Source organism: Neorhizobium phenanthreniclasticum, from assembly GCF_040066075.1.
Lineage (GTDB): Bacteria > Pseudomonadota > Alphaproteobacteria > Rhizobiales > Rhizobiaceae > Neorhizobium > Neorhizobium petrolearium.
Map to the genome: position 1 here is coordinate 14333 of NZ_JBEAAL010000046.1, position 19475 is coordinate 33807.

The following is a 19475-nucleotide window of genomic DNA, read 5'->3' on the forward strand; positions in this document are numbered from 1 at the left end:
CTTTAACCTTTGACAGCGCCCGCAGTCAGACCCTGGACCATCGCCCGCTGAACGATCGCAAAGAGAAGCATGACCGGTAGAATGCTGAGAATTCCGCCAGCTGCCAGGACGCCCCAGGGGAGTTGAAACTCTCCAACCATCAACTGGAGCCCGACTGGCCAGGTGCGAGAGCCCTGCCCCGTTGTCAGCATCAGGGCAAAAATGAACTCGTTCCACGCCGCGATGGCGATGAAGACGGAACTTGCAACAAGACCGTTTCTCGCCAGCGGCAAAACTATGCGAACCATGGCGCCGAAACGCGTCGAACCATCAATACGGGCAGCACTTTCCAGTTCCTTGGGGGCAGCATCGAAGAAGCCCTTGAGCATCCATACGAACAGCGGCAGCAGGAAGCTGGTATAGGCGAGTGCCAGGCCGAACCGGCTGTCCACCAGCCCGACGGTCCGCATCATCACATAGAGCGGAATGATCATCATCACCGCGGGAAACATCCGGATGAGCAGGTAGCCAAGCATGAGGCTGTTGCGGCCGCGGAAGACCATGCGCGCAAAGGCGTAGGCGGCCAATGTGCCGGTAGCAACGCAAATCGCCACTGTGATCGTGGTAACAATCAGACTGTTGGTGATCAAAACGGGAAAGTTCGACTGGGTCCAGATCGCGACATAATTCTCGAATGTGACATGCCGCGGGATATACTGCATCTGCGAGGTGACGATGTCGGCCTCGGGCTTCAGTGACGTCAGAAACATCCATGCCATCGGGCCAATGCAGAAAATCCCGAGGCTGCAAAGTGCGATGTAGGTCAGGATATCGGCTGCCAGGCGCCTGCTGCGTTTAGACTTGAACATGGCGGGTTATTCTTTCGTAATGCGAGACAGGCGAATGTAGATCGTGGCAAAGATCATCAGAATGAGGAACATCACCACCGATAGCGCGCCTGCGTAGCCGAAATTGAAATCGCGGTACGCGGTCTGGAAAGCGTAAAGCGACAAGACCTGCGTGGCGTTTCCGGGGCCGCCTCCAGTCAGAACCAGGAGGAGATCAGGAGAATTGACAAGGCTGATGACGCGAAGGATGACCGCAGCCGTGATCACGGCCCTTAGCATCGGAACTGTGATCAGTCTGAACTTGGTGAAGGAGCCTGCTCCATCGACGGCGGCAGCCTTGTATAGATCTTCAGGAATGCCTTTCAGTCCGGCGAGAAACAGTAGCGCGAAGAACGGGAAGCCGTGCCATGCTTCCACCAGTATCGTTGCCGCAAGAGCGGTGGCCGGGTCTGCGAACCACGCCTTGTATGAGTTCAGAATGCCGATACGGACGAGAATGTCGTTGATCACGCCGAGACGCGGGTCGAGAAGCAAAGCCCACATATGCCCAGCGACGACATTCGGCAGGAAATACGGCAGCAGGATCAGCACGCCGAAGATCTTTGTGCCTGGCAGATTCCGGTTGAGAGCCACGGCTGCAATGAATCCCAGAGTCATCTCGATTGCGACGGCTGCACTCACCCATATCGCGGTGTTCTTCAACGAAATCCAGAACACCCGGTCCGACATCATCGCGGCATAATGTTTCATCCCTACCCAGCCGTTGAGGCCTGGCCTGGTCAGGCGCATCTCTCGGGCGCTGATGACAAAGCCGTAGATCGTCGGATAGGCAACAACAAGCAGCAGGAGAAGAAGGCTCGGCAGCAGAAGAAAATAGACCCAAAAACGGGTCTCGGAGACCTCGCCAAGGCGGCTGAAAGGCTTGCGGCGTGTGGTTGCTGTCATTCAAACCTCGGCGATATCGCCGTCCCCGGCTGGAGGCGCGACACCACAAGGGGAGCATCGCGCCTGAGAGAGTTAGCGAAGCGCTGCTTCGAGGCCTTCGATCATCCGATCCACAGCCTGTTCCGGCGTCAACTGGCCGGTCAGAACCGATTGGAATGTCGGATTGACGACGTTTTCCGACCAACCGGCTGCGCCCACAAAGCTGTTTGGAAGCCGCCCGAACTCCAGCGTTTCTGTTGCCGCGCTATAGATAGGGTTCGATGTGATGCGTTCGTCCTTCAGCGCCGCAGTCGACGCAGGGAAATAGCCCGTCGCCTCAAGAAGAGCGATTGCCGCATCGGTCTCACCCCAGAAACTGATCCACTTCCACGCAGCCTCGACATTGTCGTCCTTGAAGATGCCATTGCCGGCATAAGCTACTCGGGCGATATGTGCCTCGGGTCCTGCAGGCATAGGCGCGGTGGAGAACTGCTCACCGGGCTTCAGCGCAGCAGAGATTTCGATGAGCGAGCCGGTATGATGCCAGATCATGGCAGTCTGGCCGGTCCGGAAGCCCTCCATGATCTGCCGGTAGCTATCGTTCGGAGCGCTGGGCGGAACAACCTTCTCCTTGCGGAACAGGTCGGCGTAGAAGGTGATGGCCTCGATGGCTGCCGGCTTGTCGATCGCTGCCTGGCCGTCCTTGACGATCGGCGAGCCGAAAGCTTCCATGACGTCGAGGACGTACTTGAATGCACCAGCGCCGCCACGCATCCCGAAAGCATATCGATTTTTGGACGGGTCCGTCAGCTTGCGGCAGGCGACGAGGAACTCTTCGAATGTCGCGGGTGGGGCGGAGAGCCCGGCTTCCTCGAAATAGTCCTTGCGGTAATACATCCAGTCGACGAAGGCATAGGCCGGGACTGCGTAGACGGCGCCATCCTGAGACATGCCGGCCCAGCGCCCCTCGGGTAGATTGGCCTTGCCGGGCCAATTGTTGACGCGATCGCTAAGGTCGATGAGCGCACCCATTGCGGTCAGATCCGCAAATCGCTCGGCAATCACCATTCCGGTATCGGGCCGACCTCCGGCAACCACGGCCGACGAAACCTTCGCCATGTATTCCGAATTTGGAATGCTCTCCTGCGTCACGGAAATATCGGGATTCGCGGCTGCAAAAAGCTGGATGATCTTTGCCAGCCCTGCCATCTCCGACTGACTGGCGAAATGATGCCAGTAATTAATCGCGGTGGCCGCGTTGGCGTTTCGCAAGCCCGCTGCGAGCGTCAATACGGCGCTTGCCGCCAGGAATTCACGTTTGCTCAGATGCATTGCAACCTCTCAAGATATCAGATATCTTCTCTGATCGATCAGTGTGAGGTAACATCATTTTCCGCTCGCGGCAATATCCCATCCCGCCGTGCGCCAAATTTACCGAGATGCTCAAACCAGGCCGAGGTTCCGCTGCATGGCCGCCTGGAAATGCGCCTGCAAGGCTTTCTCGGCTGCATCCGCGTTTCTTGTGCTGCAGGCTTCGAGAATGTCGAGGTGTTCCTTTAGGGTACGGACAAGAATGGGCGCAGTGACCTTCCGCTCCAACCTGAGAAGCCTCAGGTAGTTGTGCATTCGCCGATAAGCGCTGTCGATAAGGGGGTTGCGCAAGGCCTGAATGATATGGCCGTGCAGATCCAGCTCGAGCGAATCCATCTCCAGCAATTGTTCCGGCCCAATTCCGTCACGCTCTACGCGACGTAAAAGGCGAGAATGCCGGACTTCAAGGGAATTCATCACCTGCTCATCTGCTTCCTCCGCAAATACACGAACTGCCGCACGCTCGACGATCGAACGGAACTGGTAGGTGGAGCGGGTCAATTCCAACCCCGGCCGGACGAATTGAATGCCGGAACGTGGATGAATGGTCAGGATGCCTTCTGCCTCCAGCACCCGCAAAGCATCCCGAAGCGGCGCTACGGGAACGTCGACGATGGCCGAAAGCTCGTTCTGCGAGATGAATGCGCCGACCGGAACCTTCCGCTCAAACAGGCTTTCCAGGATACGTTCGTAAGCGACGTCGCTGAGACGGGGCATGCCGATATCGGCAGCCTCGGATTTTAAATTGCGGGGCTCTTGTAGTTTCTTCATGGCTACGATATCTATCCCTTCTGATAGATCAATTCAACTATTTAAGCGATCAATGAGCTCCGGATGCCCATCTCTACATTTCGTATAACGCGTTTTCAGTTCGCCCGCGACCGCGTAATCGGCGATAGCCAGGTCCGCGCCGACGATGTCAACGTCGCAGCTCTGGAGCTGATTTCCGAAAGTGGGGAGGTGGGGCTCGGGTTCATTCAGACACTTTTCCACCCCCTGCCCGACCAGGATGAGATCGAAGCCGTGTTCAGCAACGAGGTCTGGCCGACGATCAAGGGGGAAAGAGCGATTGGGCTCGTGCACCGGGTGAACAGGCCGCGCGGCGGTAATCAGCGCGCTTACTCCCTGCCATTCCACGAGGCGCTGCAGGTGGCTCTTTGGGACTTGGCCGCCAAACAGGCAGACATGCCCCTGCACCGACTTCTTGGGAGCCGGCGCGACCGGGTTCGCGCCTATGCAAGCGGCCTTGACTTCCATCTGAGCGATGACGCGTTTTGCGCCCTGTTCGCGCATGCTGCCAGCATGGGCTATTCAACCTTCAAGATTAAGGTTGGCCATCCCGATTTTTCCCGTGACCTTCGCCGCCTCGATCTTCTGAAGAAGGTTGTGCCGGACGGGTCGCAGGTGATGATTGACCCCAACGAAGCATGGAACTCCAAGGAAGCGCTTGTCAAACTGACGGCGATCCGGGATGCGGGTCACGATCTGCTGTGGGTCGAGGATCCGATCTTGCGGCACGATTTCGAGGGACTGCGCACGCTGCGCCACACCGTCAACTGGACCCAGATCAACAGCGGCGAATATCTCGACCTCTCCGGAAAACGTGTTCTGATGGACAATTTCGGCACGGATATCCTCAACGTTCACGGACAGGTTACCGACGTCATGCGCATCGGTTGGCTGGCTGCCGAACTGGGCATTCCGGTTAGTCTGGGGAACACCTTCCTGGAGATCGGCGTGCACATGGCAGCGGCAATGCCGGAAGTCGAATGGCTGGAGTATTCGTTCCAGAATTTCGATCATCTCGTAGAGACACCGATCGAAATTCGCGACGGTTACGCCTATGCGCCCAACCGCCCCGGTCACGGTCTCGTGCTTTCAGAAGAGGCGAGGCGTCAGTGGGCGCGGCCCAAGCGCCTTGAACGATCGCAACTCGGGTCCGCGCCGAAGAATGATCGACTGCCTCTCCTGCCCTGAACATCATCTCGCAGGAAGTGTCACAACTTTGGGGCGGCGGGGCCGGGCCGTGAACAATGCGGCGGATCCCCGCAGCATGGGAGATAACATGACTGGCAGACTTGAAGGAAAGACGGCTGTCGTCACGGCCGCCGGACAGGGGATGGGGCGTGCCGCGGCACTCGCCTTCGTGCGGGAAGGCGCCCGTGTATGGGCAACCGATATGGATCCGCAAAATCTTGAGACGCTCGGCGGCCATGATGGCATCACGACGCGCAGGCTCGATGTGCTGAGCCCAGCGCAAATCAATGAATTTTCCGGGCAAATCGAAGCTCCGGACGTCCTCTTCAACTGCGCGGGCTTCGTCCATAACGGCGCTATTCTCGACTGCGACGAGGAGGCTTTCGACTTCTCCGTCAATTTGAATATCCGTGCCATGTACCGGATGATCAGGGCTTTTCTGCCCGGCATGATCGAACGCGGCGGCGGGTCTATCGTCAACATGGCGTCGGTTGCCTCAACCGTCATCGCCGCTCCGAACCGGTTTATCTACGGAACGACAAAAGCGGCGGTCATCGGCCTGACGAAATCGGTAGCGCTTGACTATGTCGGCAAGGGCATCCGCGCCAACGCAATATGCCCCGGCACGATCGAAAGTCCGTCGTTGCAAGATCGCATGCGTGCGCTTGGCGATTACGATCAGGCACGCGCGAGCTTCGTCGCCCGCCAACCCATGGGACGACTCGGCACGCCCGAAGAAGTCGCTGAACTCGTGGTTTATCTTGCCAGCGATGAATCTGCCTTCATGACCGGCAACGCCATCGTCATCGACGGCGGCTGGGCAAACGCCTGAAGACAATCCCAAGACAAGTGGACAATCGACATGAAGCTTTTGAGATACGGCCAGCGCGGCTCCGAAAAACCGGGCATCCTCGACAGGAATGGCAAGGTGCGGGATCTGAGCGGTCAAATCGACGACATCGCCGGCAACAACCTGACGGCGGCGGGTCTGGCGAAGATCGCGGCGATCGACGTCGAGAGCCTGCCGCTCGTCGCCGAACCCGGCCGTCTGGGGCCCTGTGTTTCGCGCACAGGCAAGTTCATCTGCGTCGGCCTGAACTATGCCGACCATGCTGCCGAAACGGGCGCTGCAATCCCTGAAGAGCCGATCCTGTTCATCAAGGCAACCAGTGCCATCACAGGTCCGAATGACGGTATCATCATTCCGCGAAAGTCGAGGAAGACGGACTGGGAAGTCGAACTCGGCATCGTGATTGGCGACGAAGCCCGCTACGTTTCGGAAGCCAACGCCATGCAACATGTTGCGGGTTATTGTCTGATCAACGATGTGTCGGAGCGCGAATTCCAGGCCGAACACGGGGGCCAGTGGACCAAGGGCAAATCGGCCGACAGCTTTGGGCCGATCGGACCCTGGATGGTCACGCGCGACGAGATCACCGATCCCCAGAACCTGAAGATGTGGCTTTCGGTCGATGGCGTGATGCGCCAGAACGGTTCCACCACAACGATGATCTTCGGCGTCGCCTTTCTCGTCCACTACATCTCGCAATTCATGAGCCTGCAACCGGGCGACATCATCTCCACGGGCACACCTCCCGGCGTCGGCCTCGGAATGAAACCGCCACTGTTCTTAAGTGCCGGCCAGACAATTAGACTCGGCATCGAAGGTCTGGGCGAACAGACGCAGTTCACCGTTGACGCAGCCTGAAAGCCTGTCGGGCTTCGGCGGCCAGATAGCTAAAAGGTGTCAAGAATTTGAGGCGGATATGAGCGACGCAATCAACATTTTCTATGGGCGGGGGCATCTGCCTCCCGAAAATCATTTGGTAAACCACCATGAATTCGATCGAGCGTGCCGCCAACGCTATCGCCACCATCCTCATCCGGGAAGGCATCGGCTATCTGCAGAGCAAGACGGTCATCAAACGCACCCGTGCGCAGGCTGGATTGTTCGCGCCGCCAGAAAAGCGAACCTCGATCGTCAGCCGGTTGATCGAGGAGGAACTGCCCTTCATCGACCATGCCTTTGCTGCCGGCGGGACGACGGGCCTGTTGCGGAGTTCATTCGCGCTCTCGATCCCAGAAAGAAGCTTCGCACACAGCGGACAGAACGCACTGAGGGAAACGGTCCCGGCACACCGAAGACAAAGGTACGACAGACCCCACTCGAGATCGACGATGCGAGGATCGACCATCGGTCGTCCAGATTTGCCCGAACACTTTCCCTCCCTTTAAAATTTTCGCACAGCCCTCTAGTGTTGGCCGCGCAAACGCTTTAGCGTCTGGGCCTCTCCTGACTTTTCCTCACTATTTCGGAGGCGACCGATGGCCGATCCTTCTCTCTTCGCCCGCTTTGTGGCCTTTGTCGGCCGAGGCGCTATTGCCATTCGTCATTCGGGTGATGGCCCGAGGCAACCTGTTTATGGCACGACGCCAGTCATTCCGGTGGCCAAACCGCAGGGTAAGATACCGACGTTGAAGATGCCGACGGCCAAGGGCTGGGAGGGCGAGCACAAACCGACAACGGCCGCCGGGCTTAAGGTCAATGCTTTTGCGCGGGGGCTGGTGCATCCACGCAATGTGCATGTGCTGCCCAACGGCGATGTGCTGGTGGCGGAATCCATGGGCGAACGTGGAAATCCGCGCACTTTGTTCGACCATGCCATGTCAGCCACGATGCGGCGGGCCGGCGCTTCCGGCGACAGCCCCAACCGCGTAACGCTGCTGCGTGATACCGACGGCGACGGAGTGGCCGAAGAACGTTACGCCTACATCGAGAACGTGCGGCAGCCTTTCGGCATCGCCCTTGTCGGGGAGACGCTTTTTGTCGGCACCAGCGACGCGCTTTTGGCCTATCCCTATGAGGCAGGCGCGACGAGAATCAGCAAGCCGGCCAAAAAACTGATGGATCTGGTGCCTGGCGGACATTGGACGCGTAATCTGATTGCCAGCAAGGATGGCACCAAGCTTTACGTGGCTGTCGGGTCACTGAGCAATATCGGCGACGCAGGCATGGCCGCGGAAGAAAACCGCGCCTGCATTCACGAATACGACCTGAAATCGGGGCAATCCCGGATTTTTGCCAGTGGCTTGCGCAATCCTGTGGGCATGGCTTGGGAACCCGAGAGTGGAATGCTTTGGACGGTTGTCAATGAGCGTGACGGGCTTGGCGATGAGACGCCGCCCGACTATCTGACGTCGGTACGCGATGGCGGGTTTTATGGCTGGCCCTATTGCTACTGGAACCGGGTGGTGGATGATCGTGTGCCGCAGGACGACGCCAAGGTGGCCTCTGCGCTGCAGCCGGATTATGCCTTGGGCGGCCACACGGCATCACTCGGCCTTTGCTGGCTGCCCGAAGGGACGCTGCCGGGCTTTCCTGCGGGCATGGCCATCGGTCAGCACGGGTCGTGGAACCGCTCCAAGCTCTCGGGCTATAAGCTGGCGTTCGTCGCTTTCGAGAAAGGCAAACCTGTGGGACTGCCGCGCGAAATTCTCACTGATTTCCTGTCGGCGGACGAGAACTATTCCTATGGCCGACCGGTCGGGGTGGCGCTGGCGGCTGACGGCGCCGTATTGATGGCAGACGATGTGGGCGACGTCATCTGGCGTGTCACCGGCGCCTGAAAACGGGACGCCCCGATGTTTCCGTGGAATGGCGGCTGTTGAGCTGGCAGACCGATAAAGCTGCCGGGCGCCACGGATTCTTCGACACCGTCGAATTCCTCTCACGAATTGCTGCTAAGCACGTCGCGGCTGTGCATCAGCCGGAAGAGGCGGCTGTTAGCTTCATGGCCGACCGCATCCCACATTATGAATTCCGCACCTTCTTTCGTGCGACTAATCTCGTCATCGTAGGCTCAGCGAGCCCTGGCAATCAGCGAGCGAAATTGCTCCATCACCTCTGGGTTTGCCGGACTGTAGACCATCATGTTGAGGTCGGACCGGCCTTCGACCGCGAAGGTCGAGAACTCCAACTCGATCACTCCAAGAACAGGGTGGTGAAGGCGCTTGATGCCTTCGCGCGTGCCTGTGATCTCGTTGTCGGCCCACATCGCCCTGAATTCCGGGCTGCCAGCGGAGAGTTCATCGACCAACTGGCGGATTTCCACCCCTGCGCCGGCACGCGCGGCATCGGCCCGGAATGCGCCAACGACGTAACGGGCGATGTTGCGCCAATCGTCCTGCGCAGCACGTACGCGTTCGTCGGAGAACATCATGCGAAGGATGTTGCGCCGCTCCTTCGGCAGCTTGGCGTAGTCCGTCAGAATTACGGTCGCAGCCTTGTTCCACGCCACCACATCCCATGTCGCCGTCCTGATGATGGCAGGACTGAAGGGCATGGCGTCCAGCACGTGTTGCAGCCGCGGCGTGATGCTTTCTCGCTGGTGGTAACGCGGCTCCGGAGGATGGCCGAAGGCGAGAATATGCAGATGATCACGCTCGGGCTCGGTCAGCATCAGTCCCTTTGCAATGCGATCGAGCACATGGGCGGACGGTGACCCACCCCGCCCCTGCTCCAGCCAAGTATACCAGGTCGAGCTTATATTGGCGCGCTGGGCGACTTCTTCGCGGCGCAGGCCTGGCGTACGCCGGCGTCCGGCGGGGAAGCCGAATGTAGCTGGATCGAGGCGCATGCGCCGGTCGCGCAGGAATGTGCCAAGAGCATTTTCGGATGTGTTCTCGCTCATGCGATCCTATTGATTATTATACTAGGATAAAGTCACTACTTTAACAGGACAATTTTTCATGAGATCGCCTGATACGTCAATGCAGGAGATTCCCATGCGTGTTTTTCTAACAGGTGCCACCGGGTTCATAGGATCCCGTATCCTTCGCGAACTCGCGGCCTCAGGCCATGAGGTGATCGGCCTCACCCGTTCCGGCCTTGGAGCGAAAGAACTGATGAGTGCCGGCGCATCCGCTTATCTCGGGACATTGGAAGATCCTCCGGCCCTGGCGAAAGGAGCCGAGAATGCCGACGCCGTCATTCATACGGCGTTCGACCATGACTTTACGAATTTCGTGGCCAATTGCGAAAAGGATCGCCGCGTCATTGCCGCGCTCGGGGTCGTCCTGAAGGGATCGGACCGGCCGCTGCTCATCACTTCGGGCGTCGGCATTGGCGACCCGGGCAATGGCGAACCCGCACGCGAGGATGTGTTCGACGATCATCATGTCAATCCACGCATAGCCTCGGAACTGGCTGGCCAGGAACAGCTCGAAGCCGGCGTCAACCTGGGCGTCGTTCGGCTTCCGCAGGTGCACGACACTGTCAAACAAGGTCTGATCTCGCCCTATATCGAAATGGCGCGCGAGAAGGGCGTCGTCGCCTATGTCGACCATGGCGCCAACCGCTGGGCCGCAGGTCACGTGAGCGATGTGGCAAAGCTTTACGTTCTGGCACTCCTTCGCGGCGAACCTGGCGCCCGCTACAATGCGGTAGCGGAAGAAGGGGTTGCCGTGTGCGATATCGCCAATGTCGTCGCCACCGGGCTCGGGCTGTCCACTGTCTCGCTTGCGAAAGAAGAGGCGGAAGCCCATTTCGGCTGGTTCGCCATGTTCGCTTCGGCGGACATCACGGCTTCGAGCACACTGACGCGGAAGAAGCTGGGTTGGGCGCCGGAGGGGCCCGGCTTGCTCGACGACCTGAGAGACATGAACTATTCGGCGACGTAGGTCTGAGCCTCACATCTCGCCCTGCAAAAAGGCAGCTCCGCCGGGATACTATCGGCACCTCGAATGGCATCCTCGATCCATTCTTCGAGTTTCGCCGAAGTTCGGCCATGAAATATTCCGCGAAATCGCATGGAGAAGCTGCGCAAAACAGCAAACGTCTGTGATTCCTTTTTGAGGGCATCTACTTCCGTGCTTGATTGATGGTCAGCGCGCCGCGCGACTTGATGCAGAGAGTAGTGGCGACAACCGGTGAGATCCAATGACCGGTTTACGGATCACGCACAGGCGCATTGTCATATGTTCTGTCGGCGAGTCCGATCCGAGCCGGCGCCGTATCATCCTTATCCTTATCTGTTTCCGGCCTCTCGGCGCGGCGCCAGGTTGCCAGGTTGCCAGGAGGCGTTCAAGATTGGAAAAGCTGCCGGTGTATCCGCGGAGATGTCGGCTGTAGCGCACCCCTGCGTCGGTCGGGTGGGGTTTCGAACGTCAGCCATTTTGCGATGCTGCGGCGGCCATATCCCGTGCGACGCGCAATTCCCGAGCAGGTCAGGCCTTCTTTGCTCAAGGCGTGTACCATCTCGAACACCTCCTTCCGGGACTATCGATGTGCCCGGCGCCAAGGCGTTTCAGGGGGCTCGCAACCGACGATTCCTGCGATTGTTTGAATGCGAAATGCCGAAGCCGCCTGACTGCCGAAACTCAGCAGCCAGACGGCCGCACGCCCCCCGCCATTCACCGAGGATGTTGTCATTCACAAAACAAATATCGCCGGAAACGATCCCATAGAAGGAAGAGGGCGCCGCTGGGAGTCCCGACTGGACGCCTTCCCCCTTCCTAGCCGGCGGGAGCGACCGCCAGATCCGGGTCGTCCGCCGGCGGTAACGGCGGCAGCGGAAGACAAAGTTCGCCAATCACCTGCGTACCGATCCCGAGCACGCTCACCTGCTCGACATCGGACGTGCTGACGGCCTCGGTTCGGGGCGCCTGCAACAGAAAAGGTCCTAGGAACGACACCGGATTCTCCATCGTTGCGCGAGCTTCCGCTGTCCATGAACCACTAAACCGAACATTGCGGACCAGAAGCAGGCCCTGCGGCAAGCAGTGCGCATAAGCTTCGTCGGTTGATGGCTTGACCATATCGCCACGTCTCATGCCCGGTACGTACCAGTCGTCTTCCAAAATCAGATCGGAACGCCACCATGGGGTACCGGCTAGACGACGGGTGATCGCGACAAGGCAATATTCGAAATGGACGTGAAGCTCGCTGTCCGATGTCGTCACCTCCGTGACCGCCGGTGTCTGCACCAGATCGTGAAGCTGTACCGCCGAAAGCCTGTCGAGCATCCTCCTGTCGAAGGTTCTGACGGGCGCGGCCTCGCCGGTATGACCCTCTACGACGAGCGGCGGCTCCTCCATGTTCATCAGGTGCCTGCGGTTGAAAACCAGGCTGCGAGTGACCGGCCGCACGGTTGCCGCGCGAAGGTTGGCAGCACCGATCGCCCGCAACGCGACCGGCTCCGGTGCAGATGGCGATGATGATGCCACCCGCATCAACTCGATTGGCTGGGCGGCGAGTTCGGCCGGATTGGGCATCGTGCGCAACCTTCTGACGACTTCGGTGCGCGGCTCGACGGCCAGCTCCGCGGTAAACGCCCTGCGCCTTTCCGCAATCTCTACAGTCGACGGCAGCGTTGACAGGAAATCATCCGTAACCCGACGCATCTTCCACAATTGGGGATTGGCCCTTACAGGAGGAGAAGATGTGGTCGTCGTCGAGCTGCTAGCCGTGATCCTCTGGTCGAAGACATGCCAGGCCGTGCTGTCGGCCTGAGCGAAATCGGTCGGTTCGCAACTGAAAGGCAGAGCGTTGGGATTGTCGCCGAGATCCCGGCGCGCACCGGCGATCAGGGCGGCGAGGCGGGCATAAGCCGGGGAATCCGCGGGCACGCTCGGCTGTGCCCACGGGACCATTGCGAGATAGGTGGACTTCGCCGACACGGCGCCCACTGACGCCGTCGAGATGGACGAGGCGTCGGAGCGTTTCAGCCACAACGGATAGTCGTACTGGTCCTCAAGCCACTCCGACAGCCGCAGGGGATTTGTAACGCCGTTCTGGACGATGTCGTCGGCCAGCGCTTGCCCCGGATGGAGGGCAAGCGCTATCGACGGATCATTGGCCGGGTTATAGGTCGCGATCAGCGCGTCGATGACCTTCTGCCCGAGGATCGCGAGTTGGTCGGAATTGTGGCTCATGGAGCACCTCAGTTTTGCGGTGCGGCGTTGGCGTCTTCGGGCACGGCCGGCGATCCGCCGGCATCGGCGGGCGTGTCGTTCGAACCGCCATTGGCCAAGGCAGGATCGTCCTTGCGTGGCGCGGCCGGTTGTATCTGGCCGATCCAGCCGACGATCTGGGAACCGAAGAGTTCGAGCGTCCCGCCGGTCCCGCTGCTGGTGAACGAAAAGCCCTGGTAAGCGTCGTGCTGGTTGCTGAACGCGCCGCTGCTTTCCGAACTGGAGTGTTGCACGGAGCCGCCGAGGCCGAACCAGCCCACCTTGCCGCCGTAGCTCGTGGAACTGCTGTCCGTATGGCCGCTGGCGCTGTCGGTGGCGCTCTGGAAGACCGAGCCCATGCTGCCCCAGGAGTCGGCGGTGATCGTGACGTTCCGCACGATCAGAAAGGCTTTCGGAATCATCGGCAGCAGTTTCGGCACGTCGCCGATTTGGCCCTCTATCGTACCGTCGCTGATCGAATTCTTCTTCTGCCCGGCAAGGTACCAGCCGTCCATATGGAAGAGATCGCCCAGCAGCCACGGGCGTTCGATGCTCGCGACGAACCATTCGAAGCTCACGGTCGCGGACGAACTCTGGTCCTGGTGCCAGTTCCAGGACGATTGATCCGTGTTCCATCCGTCGTCGTGGCTAGTCGAACTGTGCGACGCATTGGCCGAAGCGCCAAAGCCGAAGACATGGTAACCTGCGCTGCCCGACGTCGAGGACGATTCATTGGTGTAGAAGCTGTGGCCGAAGCTGTGCTGTCCGCCGCCGCCGCTTGTCTGGTATTGGGTCGACGACGCCTTGACCTTCATGACGCCGAAATCACGATTGGTGTGGTCCCACCATGATACCGGATCGACATACGACCACGGAACCTTGACGGCGATTGCACCCCCAAGACCGATACTGTAGTCGTCGTACATCTTGCGCGCCTTGGCGATCAGGGCTGCGGCGGCGCTGCCGCCGATCGATTGAAGCGTTGCGATCGCGTCCTCGATCTCCTGCCCGCCCATGTCCCTGAAGTCGTTGTAAGCCTGGTCGACGGCGTTCTGGTATCTGGCGCTGGTCACCGGCCAGGCCTGTCCCTGGACCGGATCGGACATTGCTTGGGAATAGGCCAGCGCATACTCGCTGCGCGCGTCGGCCAGGGCTTTCTGATTGCGCCGATAGGCGGTATGGCGCGGCGTATAGCCGGTGAAATTGCCGTCTGCATCCATGAGGTAGAGGGTCTTCTGAGCGTCGGCAATACGCTTCTTGATGTCGGCGGAGGGCTCCGGTATCGGCTCGGCCTGCATGCCCGACAACGCCGTGAAATATTCGATGCTGACCGTCCGCTGCGGCCACGAGACGGCAACCCCCTTGTCGGTGACCATCAGCATGTCGTCGACGCGTCGCGCGGTGTTGAATGCGCTGTTGATCGCCAGTTGCAGCTGCGGATTGGGCTGCGGCATTGCCGTAAGCTGACCGGCAGGCGTTGCCGGCGTCCCCTCCGGGAGCGGTGGTGGCGTAGGCGCCGTAAAGGCGCCTGTGTTGGATACGGCACCGTAGGCGCTGCCGCCCGCCGGCGTCCAGGGGTTTGCGTACATTTTCGGATCGATCGGCTGGCCGACCGGAAGATGCATGTAGACGGCCGATCTCGATGGCGAGCCGTCCGGATTGACGAGTTGGGCCGCGACGGCGATATGGATCTGGTTCAGCGCATCAAGCAGCGCCTGGGTAATACCGCCTGTGATCTGAAGTTCGTTTCCAGGCATTTTTAGGCTCCTTCGGAAATGGTTGCGTTCATTGTCGGCCAGATGCCTGACCACCAGCGAGACAAAATCAGGCATGGCCGCCCGCGCTGCACGAATGCCGTATGGGCGGCCTGCAAGGCCGGAGAATTGCTTGCTGCTTGCGCGAATTGCGCAGATCGCCGTGCGCGCCTGTCGCTTTGCATCACAGCATTGCCGCCGCTGGGGCGATCCGGCGCGGTGTCGTCAGGCGTCGACGAGATAGTCGCTATAGCATGAGTAGATGCTGCGGCTGTCGCCGCGGCTTTCCAGGATCAGGTTCCAAAGCGCGACATGGACCTCTCCGGGAGAGCCTTGATGAACAACACCGTTCAGGAAACGGATATGGCGGCGAATGTTGTCGTCAAACGTCAGCGCCGCCTGCTTAAAGTCTTCGTCGCTGAAGTCGTCGTCAAAGCTGCTGCCTTCCAGCTCACTACGCACATGCCCCTGGATCATTCCCAGGAATTGGTCGAAGCTGACACCATCGGGAAGTCCCCCGGCGGTCTGCTGGACGTTGTAAAAGTCCCGGCTGATATAAGTGTCTGAATTGCTTTCACCCAGGACATGGTTGAAAATCTGCCATGTCCTGTTTCCCGGGTCGTCACTGCTTCCTTCGAAGAGATACAAGCCCCGATTTGCGCGATCCTTCCACATAGACGTTCCTCCTGGCGTAGATACCAACTACACGCATGAACGCTAGGCGAACCGCCCTTACGGATGGCTTACGGCTCAGCCACCGCTTGGCGAAAGTTTGAATCTTCTGACAATGGCCTGGACCGTCGGGGAAGGATCCAGCTCTCCGGCAGCTTTGCGCAGACGCAAATAACGTTCGTAGTCCTCAACCGCACCGGCCAGATCGCCGCTTCCCAGCCGCGATTCAATCAGCGCTCCATGAAGCCGGTCGGATTCGGGATAGTAGTCGAGCGCTCGTAAATAGATTGCCCTGGCCTGAACGCCGTCGTCCTCCGCCTCACGCAGCTGGCCAAGGCGCATGGCAAGATCGATATAGGTGTCACGAACGCTTTCCGCCGTTGCGACTGCCCAGGCCGGTTCGGCCTGCCGAAAGAAGAGCGGGCCGGGAAAGCTGTAGAACACACGCATTCTCTCTGCGGATATCTGTCCGACTTCACCCAAGACCGCCTTCAGCCGGTACTGCCAATCGTCGAGATCAATCCAGCTTTTGTCCGGCGCGAGCCGCAATATTCCTTCGCGCAGCGTAATCAGATCTGCCTGACCAAGCAGTTTTCGCAGACGGTGTAACGCCTGCTCAAAAGCGGCGTTTGATTGTCCCCCGTCGAGGTCCGGCCAAAGCCAATCCTGCAGCGTTTCGATCGAACAGGCATGATCCTTCGACAGGGCCAGGGTGCGTAGGATGTCGAGCGCGCGCGTCGGCGGCTTGCGACCAAGCTCGATGGTGGCGCCATTGCGCTCGAGTCGGAAACCGCCGAGCACATGTATCTTGAGAGGCCACGGCCAGCTGGCTGGACGGCGAGCCGGCGGCGCAAGACGGCGCTCGCGGATCAGGCTCGAGCAAAACTCGGTCTCGATGTCCCTTTCGATCGCATCGGCGAGAATATCCGAAAGCAGATCAGGCAGGTTCAGTAGAACAGCGCGCCAATCGGCAACAGTCAGTTCGGTCAAAAGGGTTCGCAAGCGGTCTTCATAGGCCGGGTTGCCCTGCCATTTCGCGCGAAGCGCCTCAGCGGCCATGACGCATAGCCGCGCGCGAAGTAACGATCCGCCTTGCAGTCGTGGCAACAGGTCCACGAGCAGGTCGGCAGCTTCTTGCGATCGGCGATCCGCGAGGAGCACCTGAAACTTGGTGATGTAATGAGGCAGCCGCTCGACGAGCGGTTCATCGCCCTCTTCGATAGCCGCCATGAAGCGTTCACAATCGCGATAAGCCTCGGTGAAGTTCCTCTGCCAGGTATGCAATGCCGCACGGCAATCGGCGACGACGGCAACTTGTGTCGTGTAGCGGCTGTCAGCAATTTCGGCGAGCCGCATTACCAGCCGGCTGAATGCCGAAAAGTCATTGCGTAGTTTCATCTGCAGTTGCAGATGATAAAGCGCTCCGAATTCCACCCCTTTGAGCGCTTCCCGCTCACCAATGTCGATGGCGGCATGCAGAGCTTCCTCTGCTGTCGTGTATGGAAAATCGCGCCTCGAATATCGAAAGTAGCGACCGTTGGCCGCGCCGAAAGCAACTAGCCAGAGGCCAAGGTGCCAGGCAAGCACATCGGGCTTCGCGATATCGCCGCGGACATGATCCACCGCCCGTTCAAAAATGCCGGCCTTGCCCGTCATGACCGCATGTTCGATCAGGGTCTCGCTTGCATGGAGGCGAAGCCCGCTCGGAAAGCTCCGGCTCGCGTCTCCTAGCCGGTCAAGCAGCCGTTCGGCTAGTTCATGCCCAATATCGCCGTCAGTCTCATCCGCGAAGTCGTGAGCGCGCAGCAATCCGATATGGACCCAGCAGGTCCTCTTCATCCGGAAGCTGAGGAACCTCTTGTGCGGCAAGGATGATCGCACGCCTCGTCCATGTCGAAAGACCATGATGAGTGCGCCAACTGTCTGTCTTGACCAGCACGACACGTGCGACCGTCAGGTATTTGCCGCGTTCATCACCCTCTTCCTCGAATGTCTGCCAGGCTTGTGTGAACCAGCGTTCGGCCTCTGCATCGTCGGCCAGATGGGCAACGCCGGCCCAATAGAGCAGCCAGCCGGTCAATTCCCCCTGCGGCAGCCTGCCCAGCCATTCGATAAGCGATGCGCGGCGGCCCGTGGCTATCAGCGCATCAGCGCGCTGAAGCAGGAGGTCGCGGGCCGATGACCACGCGGCGGCATCCAACGCGAGCCCGATTGCGTCATCCACTCGCCCGGCCTCGGAAAGAACCAGCGACGCCTTTGCCCGTAACGCGGATTTTTCGGTATCCGAAAGCCTCTCGTCAAAGCGACGGTCCAGGAAATCGCGGAGCAGGTCATGCAGATGGAAGGTTTCCTTCTGGCCTTCGGCCCTCGTGACGAGAAATTGGCGCTCATAGAGTCGGGCAAGCAGCTTTCCCGCCTCGGTCGATCCGGTGATTGCGTTCGCCAAGGTGGCCGTGATTTCCGGCAACAGGTTAAGCGTGAGCAGCATCTCCTGCTCGGACGCCGGAAGCGTGTCAAAGAAATGTCCGCCAAGAGCAGCGAAGACCGACGGCTCAGCTTTGAGAACGTCGTCAACACCGCCTCTATCGGCCAGGAGCACAAGCCCGACGGCCCATCCTCGAGCACTGCTGATATCGATTTGCGCGGCTCGTTGTTTCAACCTGAGTTCGACTAAACTGCGAGCTTCGATATCGGAAAATTCCAACACGGATTGATCGATGATGGTCACCGCGCCGGAGCGCACTAGCCCATCAAGCTCTTCGCCGGGCAGGGTCCGAGAGAGGCACGCGAAACGAAGCCAACTCGGCCGCTCTCCAAGCATAACCGCAAGAACATCCCTGAAGGCAGGGGTGTCGACCGTGTGAAGGTCATCGAATACCAGGACCGTGCCCGCTCTCAGCCGAGCGAAGTAATCACAAAAAAATATGCGGGCGAAATCACGAGGGTTTTCGGCATATTCCACGCCGAAAACTGGCATGCTCAGGCCGGTGGACGATGGCAGGGACTGCGCCAAGTAGTCAAAAAAGCGCGCAATGTCCCGGTCCCCTTCGTCGGCTCGAAACCAGACATGCGACGCCCTGGCGCCCGACAAATAGTCGGCCATCACCGTGGTCTTGCCATATCCGGCTGGTGCGGCGATCCAGCATGCGCCAATGCCAAGCACGCGGTCGATCAATCCGGTGATCCTGGTGCGCCGGACAATTTCTGCGATGTGCGGCGCAGCCAGCTTTGCAATCAAATGGGCACTCAAGTAACCCCCCTCGTAGGCGATGCGGCTTTGAGCCCGACGCCGAGCCCGCGCGCCGACTAGGCGGCAAGGATATCCTCCCCATGAACACATCCAAGGCCGCATGCCTGCGAACGGATCATATGTGTCTGAACGCAATTATCTCGAGACGGAAGGGCAGCGTTTTGCGGCGATAATCATGTTTGTCTGCGAGCATGAAGAGGTAGTTGGTCAAACGAAGTTAGCCCGATCGGGTTCTTTTATACCAAGTCGGACCAAGAACCGAGGGCTCCTGAGGAATTGCGACGCCAACGTTGCATCGGCCACGGCGTTGGTGCGGGTATCAGCAAATGTGCGGAAGTCGGTCTTTGATGGGCCGATTACTTGGTTGCTCCCGTCGAGGCTTGGCAACGAACGGATTTCGGGCGTCCGCAGGCAAGCATTCGGTTCAGGATGGCGACGCCGATCGCAGCCTCTGTCTGTTGAGCGAGGAATGACCGAGCGTGCAAACGCAGTCCAATGACGCCCTTGTATCGACCCATCGCGGTTTCAACCAAAGCTCGTTTACCATAGCCGGTCAATGCCTGCCATTTCAGTCGACCATCTGCCTGCATGGATGCTATGTGATCCTCTCTCTGGCAGGATGTTTGGATGTTGGGCCGTTCAACAGCGTTCGAGCGCGGTGGAATGACGACCCTTGCGTTTGCGCTGTGACGGAGAACTGCGTCGTAGGTTGGATAGCCATCATAAGCTCCATCGGCAGTGAACTGGTCG

17 protein-coding genes and 1 pseudogene are annotated in these 19475 nt (G+C 59.5%); 6 read left to right on the forward strand and 12 right to left on the reverse strand.

Annotated features, from left to right (window positions below):
- Positions 1-2: 2 nt before the first annotated feature.
- From ABK249_RS31840 to ABK249_RS31855, 4 genes are all read right to left on the reverse strand, one after another.
- Complete coding sequence (locus ABK249_RS31840) at positions 3-848, reverse strand: carbohydrate ABC transporter permease (RefSeq protein ID WP_227705640.1); 846 nt, start codon at positions 846-848, stop codon at positions 3-5.
- 6 nt (positions 849-854) lie between these two features.
- Positions 855-1772, reverse strand: coding sequence for a carbohydrate ABC transporter permease (locus ABK249_RS31845; protein ID WP_227705639.1), 918 nt, complete (start codon positions 1770-1772; stop codon positions 855-857).
- Between the two features lie 72 nt (positions 1773-1844).
- Positions 1845-3083, reverse strand: a complete 1239-nt coding sequence (locus ABK249_RS31850; protein WP_227705638.1) for an ABC transporter substrate-binding protein — start codon at positions 3081-3083, stop codon at positions 1845-1847.
- A gap of 111 nt (positions 3084-3194) precedes the next feature.
- Positions 3195-3893 carry a GntR family transcriptional regulator gene (locus tag ABK249_RS31855; protein ID WP_227705637.1) on the reverse strand — a complete coding sequence of 233 codons (699 nt, stop codon included), beginning with the start codon at positions 3891-3893 and terminating at the stop codon, positions 3195-3197.
- Positions 3894-3956: 63 nt separating this feature from the next.
- Between ABK249_RS31855 and ABK249_RS31860 the strand changes: the two genes are divergently transcribed.
- The 5 genes from ABK249_RS31860 to ABK249_RS31880 all read left to right on the forward strand — a co-directional run bounded on the left by ABK249_RS31860 (position 3957) and on the right by ABK249_RS31880 (position 8726).
- Entirely contained in the window at positions 3957-5099 is a 1143-nt protein-coding gene (locus ABK249_RS31860) for a mandelate racemase/muconate lactonizing enzyme family protein (protein ID WP_227705636.1), read from the forward strand.
- A gap of 88 nt (positions 5100-5187) precedes the next feature.
- Positions 5188-5931: an SDR family oxidoreductase gene (locus ABK249_RS31865; protein ID WP_227705635.1), complete on the forward strand. Its 744-nt coding sequence runs from the start codon at positions 5188-5190 to the stop codon at positions 5929-5931.
- A 30-nt stretch (positions 5932-5961) separates the two neighbouring features.
- Positions 5962-6807: a fumarylacetoacetate hydrolase family protein gene (locus ABK249_RS31870; RefSeq protein ID WP_227705634.1), complete on the forward strand. Its 846-nt coding sequence runs from the start codon at positions 5962-5964 to the stop codon at positions 6805-6807.
- 128 nt (positions 6808-6935) lie between these two features.
- Positions 6936-7334 (forward strand): hypothetical protein, encoded by a 399-nt coding sequence (locus ABK249_RS31875; RefSeq protein WP_227705633.1) that lies wholly within the window; start codon positions 6936-6938, stop codon positions 7332-7334.
- Positions 7335-7424: 90 nt separating this feature from the next.
- On the forward strand, positions 7425-8726 hold the full coding sequence (locus tag ABK249_RS31880; RefSeq protein WP_227705632.1) for a PQQ-dependent sugar dehydrogenase: 1302 nt from the start codon (positions 7425-7427) through the stop codon (positions 8724-8726).
- 233 nt (positions 8727-8959) lie between these two features.
- Here ABK249_RS31880 and ABK249_RS31885 read toward each other — a convergent pair whose 3' ends face one another.
- Positions 8960-9790, reverse strand: coding sequence for a helix-turn-helix transcriptional regulator (locus ABK249_RS31885; protein WP_227705631.1), 831 nt, complete (start codon positions 9788-9790; stop codon positions 8960-8962).
- 94 nt (positions 9791-9884) lie between these two features.
- On the opposite strand from ABK249_RS31885, the gene ABK249_RS31890 reads away from it, so the two are divergent.
- The gene (locus ABK249_RS31890) at positions 9885-10778 is read left to right on the forward strand and encodes an SDR family oxidoreductase (RefSeq protein ID WP_227705630.1); all 894 of its coding nucleotides are present in this window, start codon (positions 9885-9887) and stop codon (positions 10776-10778) included.
- Between the two features lie 62 nt (positions 10779-10840).
- Here the strand turns inward: ABK249_RS31890 and ABK249_RS31895 are convergent.
- The 7 genes and pseudogenes from ABK249_RS31895 to ABK249_RS31925 all read right to left on the reverse strand — a co-directional run.
- Positions 10841-11376, reverse strand: a pseudogene (locus ABK249_RS31895) (ISL3 family transposase); the annotation flags it as partial.
- Positions 11377-11612: 236 nt separating this feature from the next.
- Entirely contained in the window at positions 11613-13031 is a 1419-nt protein-coding gene (locus ABK249_RS31900; RefSeq protein ID WP_227705629.1) for a hypothetical protein, read from the reverse strand.
- A gap of 8 nt (positions 13032-13039) precedes the next feature.
- Positions 13040-14806 (reverse strand): hypothetical protein, encoded by a 1767-nt coding sequence (locus tag ABK249_RS31905; protein ID WP_227705628.1) that lies wholly within the window; start codon positions 14804-14806, stop codon positions 13040-13042.
- Positions 14807-15028: 222 nt separating this feature from the next.
- Positions 15029-15478: a hypothetical protein gene (locus ABK249_RS31910; protein ID WP_227705627.1), complete on the reverse strand. Its 450-nt coding sequence runs from the start codon at positions 15476-15478 to the stop codon at positions 15029-15031.
- Positions 15479-15553: 75 nt separating this feature from the next.
- Positions 15554-17131 carry an AfsR/SARP family transcriptional regulator gene (locus ABK249_RS31915; RefSeq protein WP_280107536.1) on the reverse strand — a complete coding sequence of 526 codons (1578 nt, stop codon included), beginning with the start codon at positions 17129-17131 and terminating at the stop codon, positions 15554-15556.
- Positions 17132-17255: 124 nt separating this feature from the next.
- On the reverse strand, positions 17256-18650 hold the full coding sequence (locus tag ABK249_RS31920; protein WP_348864804.1) for a MalT transcriptional regulator family protein: 1395 nt from the start codon (positions 18648-18650) through the stop codon (positions 17256-17258).
- Between the two features lie 431 nt (positions 18651-19081).
- Positions 19082-19475: transposase (locus tag ABK249_RS31925; protein ID WP_348864805.1), on the reverse strand; the 394-nt coding region annotated here is incomplete at its 5' end.

Bases quoted from the DNA above. Each gene is read 5' to 3' on its own strand.
- ABK249_RS31840 (WP_227705640.1), bottom strand. From the start codon at position 848: ATGTTCAAGTCTAAACGCAGCAGGCGCCTGGCAGCCGATATCCTGACC.
- ABK249_RS31845 (WP_227705639.1), bottom strand. From the start codon at position 1,772: ATGACAGCAACCACACGCCGCAAGCCTTTCAGCCGCCTTGGCGAGGTC.
- ABK249_RS31850 (WP_227705638.1), bottom strand. From the start codon at position 3,083: ATGCATCTGAGCAAACGTGAATTCCTGGCGGCAAGCGCCGTATTGACG.
- ABK249_RS31855 (WP_227705637.1), bottom strand. From the start codon at position 3,893: ATGAAGAAACTACAAGAGCCCCGCAATTTAAAATCCGAGGCTGCCGAT.
- ABK249_RS31860 (WP_227705636.1), top strand. From the start codon at position 3,957: ATGCCCATCTCTACATTTCGTATAACGCGTTTTCAGTTCGCCCGCGAC.
- ABK249_RS31865 (WP_227705635.1), top strand. From the start codon at position 5,188: ATGACTGGCAGACTTGAAGGAAAGACGGCTGTCGTCACGGCCGCCGGA.
- ABK249_RS31870 (WP_227705634.1), top strand. From the start codon at position 5,962: ATGAAGCTTTTGAGATACGGCCAGCGCGGCTCCGAAAAACCGGGCATC.
- ABK249_RS31875 (WP_227705633.1), top strand. From the start codon at position 6,936: ATGAATTCGATCGAGCGTGCCGCCAACGCTATCGCCACCATCCTCATC.
- ABK249_RS31880 (WP_227705632.1), top strand. From the start codon at position 7,425: ATGGCCGATCCTTCTCTCTTCGCCCGCTTTGTGGCCTTTGTCGGCCGA.
- ABK249_RS31885 (WP_227705631.1), bottom strand. From the start codon at position 9,790: ATGAGCGAGAACACATCCGAAAATGCTCTTGGCACATTCCTGCGCGAC.
- ABK249_RS31890 (WP_227705630.1), top strand. From the start codon at position 9,885: ATGCGTGTTTTTCTAACAGGTGCCACCGGGTTCATAGGATCCCGTATC.
- ABK249_RS31900 (WP_227705629.1), bottom strand. From the start codon at position 13,031: ATGAGCCACAATTCCGACCAACTCGCGATCCTCGGGCAGAAGGTCATC.
- ABK249_RS31905 (WP_227705628.1), bottom strand. From the start codon at position 14,806: ATGCCTGGAAACGAACTTCAGATCACAGGCGGTATTACCCAGGCGCTG.
- ABK249_RS31910 (WP_227705627.1), bottom strand. From the start codon at position 15,478: ATGTGGAAGGATCGCGCAAATCGGGGCTTGTATCTCTTCGAAGGAAGC.
- ABK249_RS31915 (WP_280107536.1), bottom strand. From the start codon at position 17,131: ATGACGGGCAAGGCCGGCATTTTTGAACGGGCGGTGGATCATGTCCGC.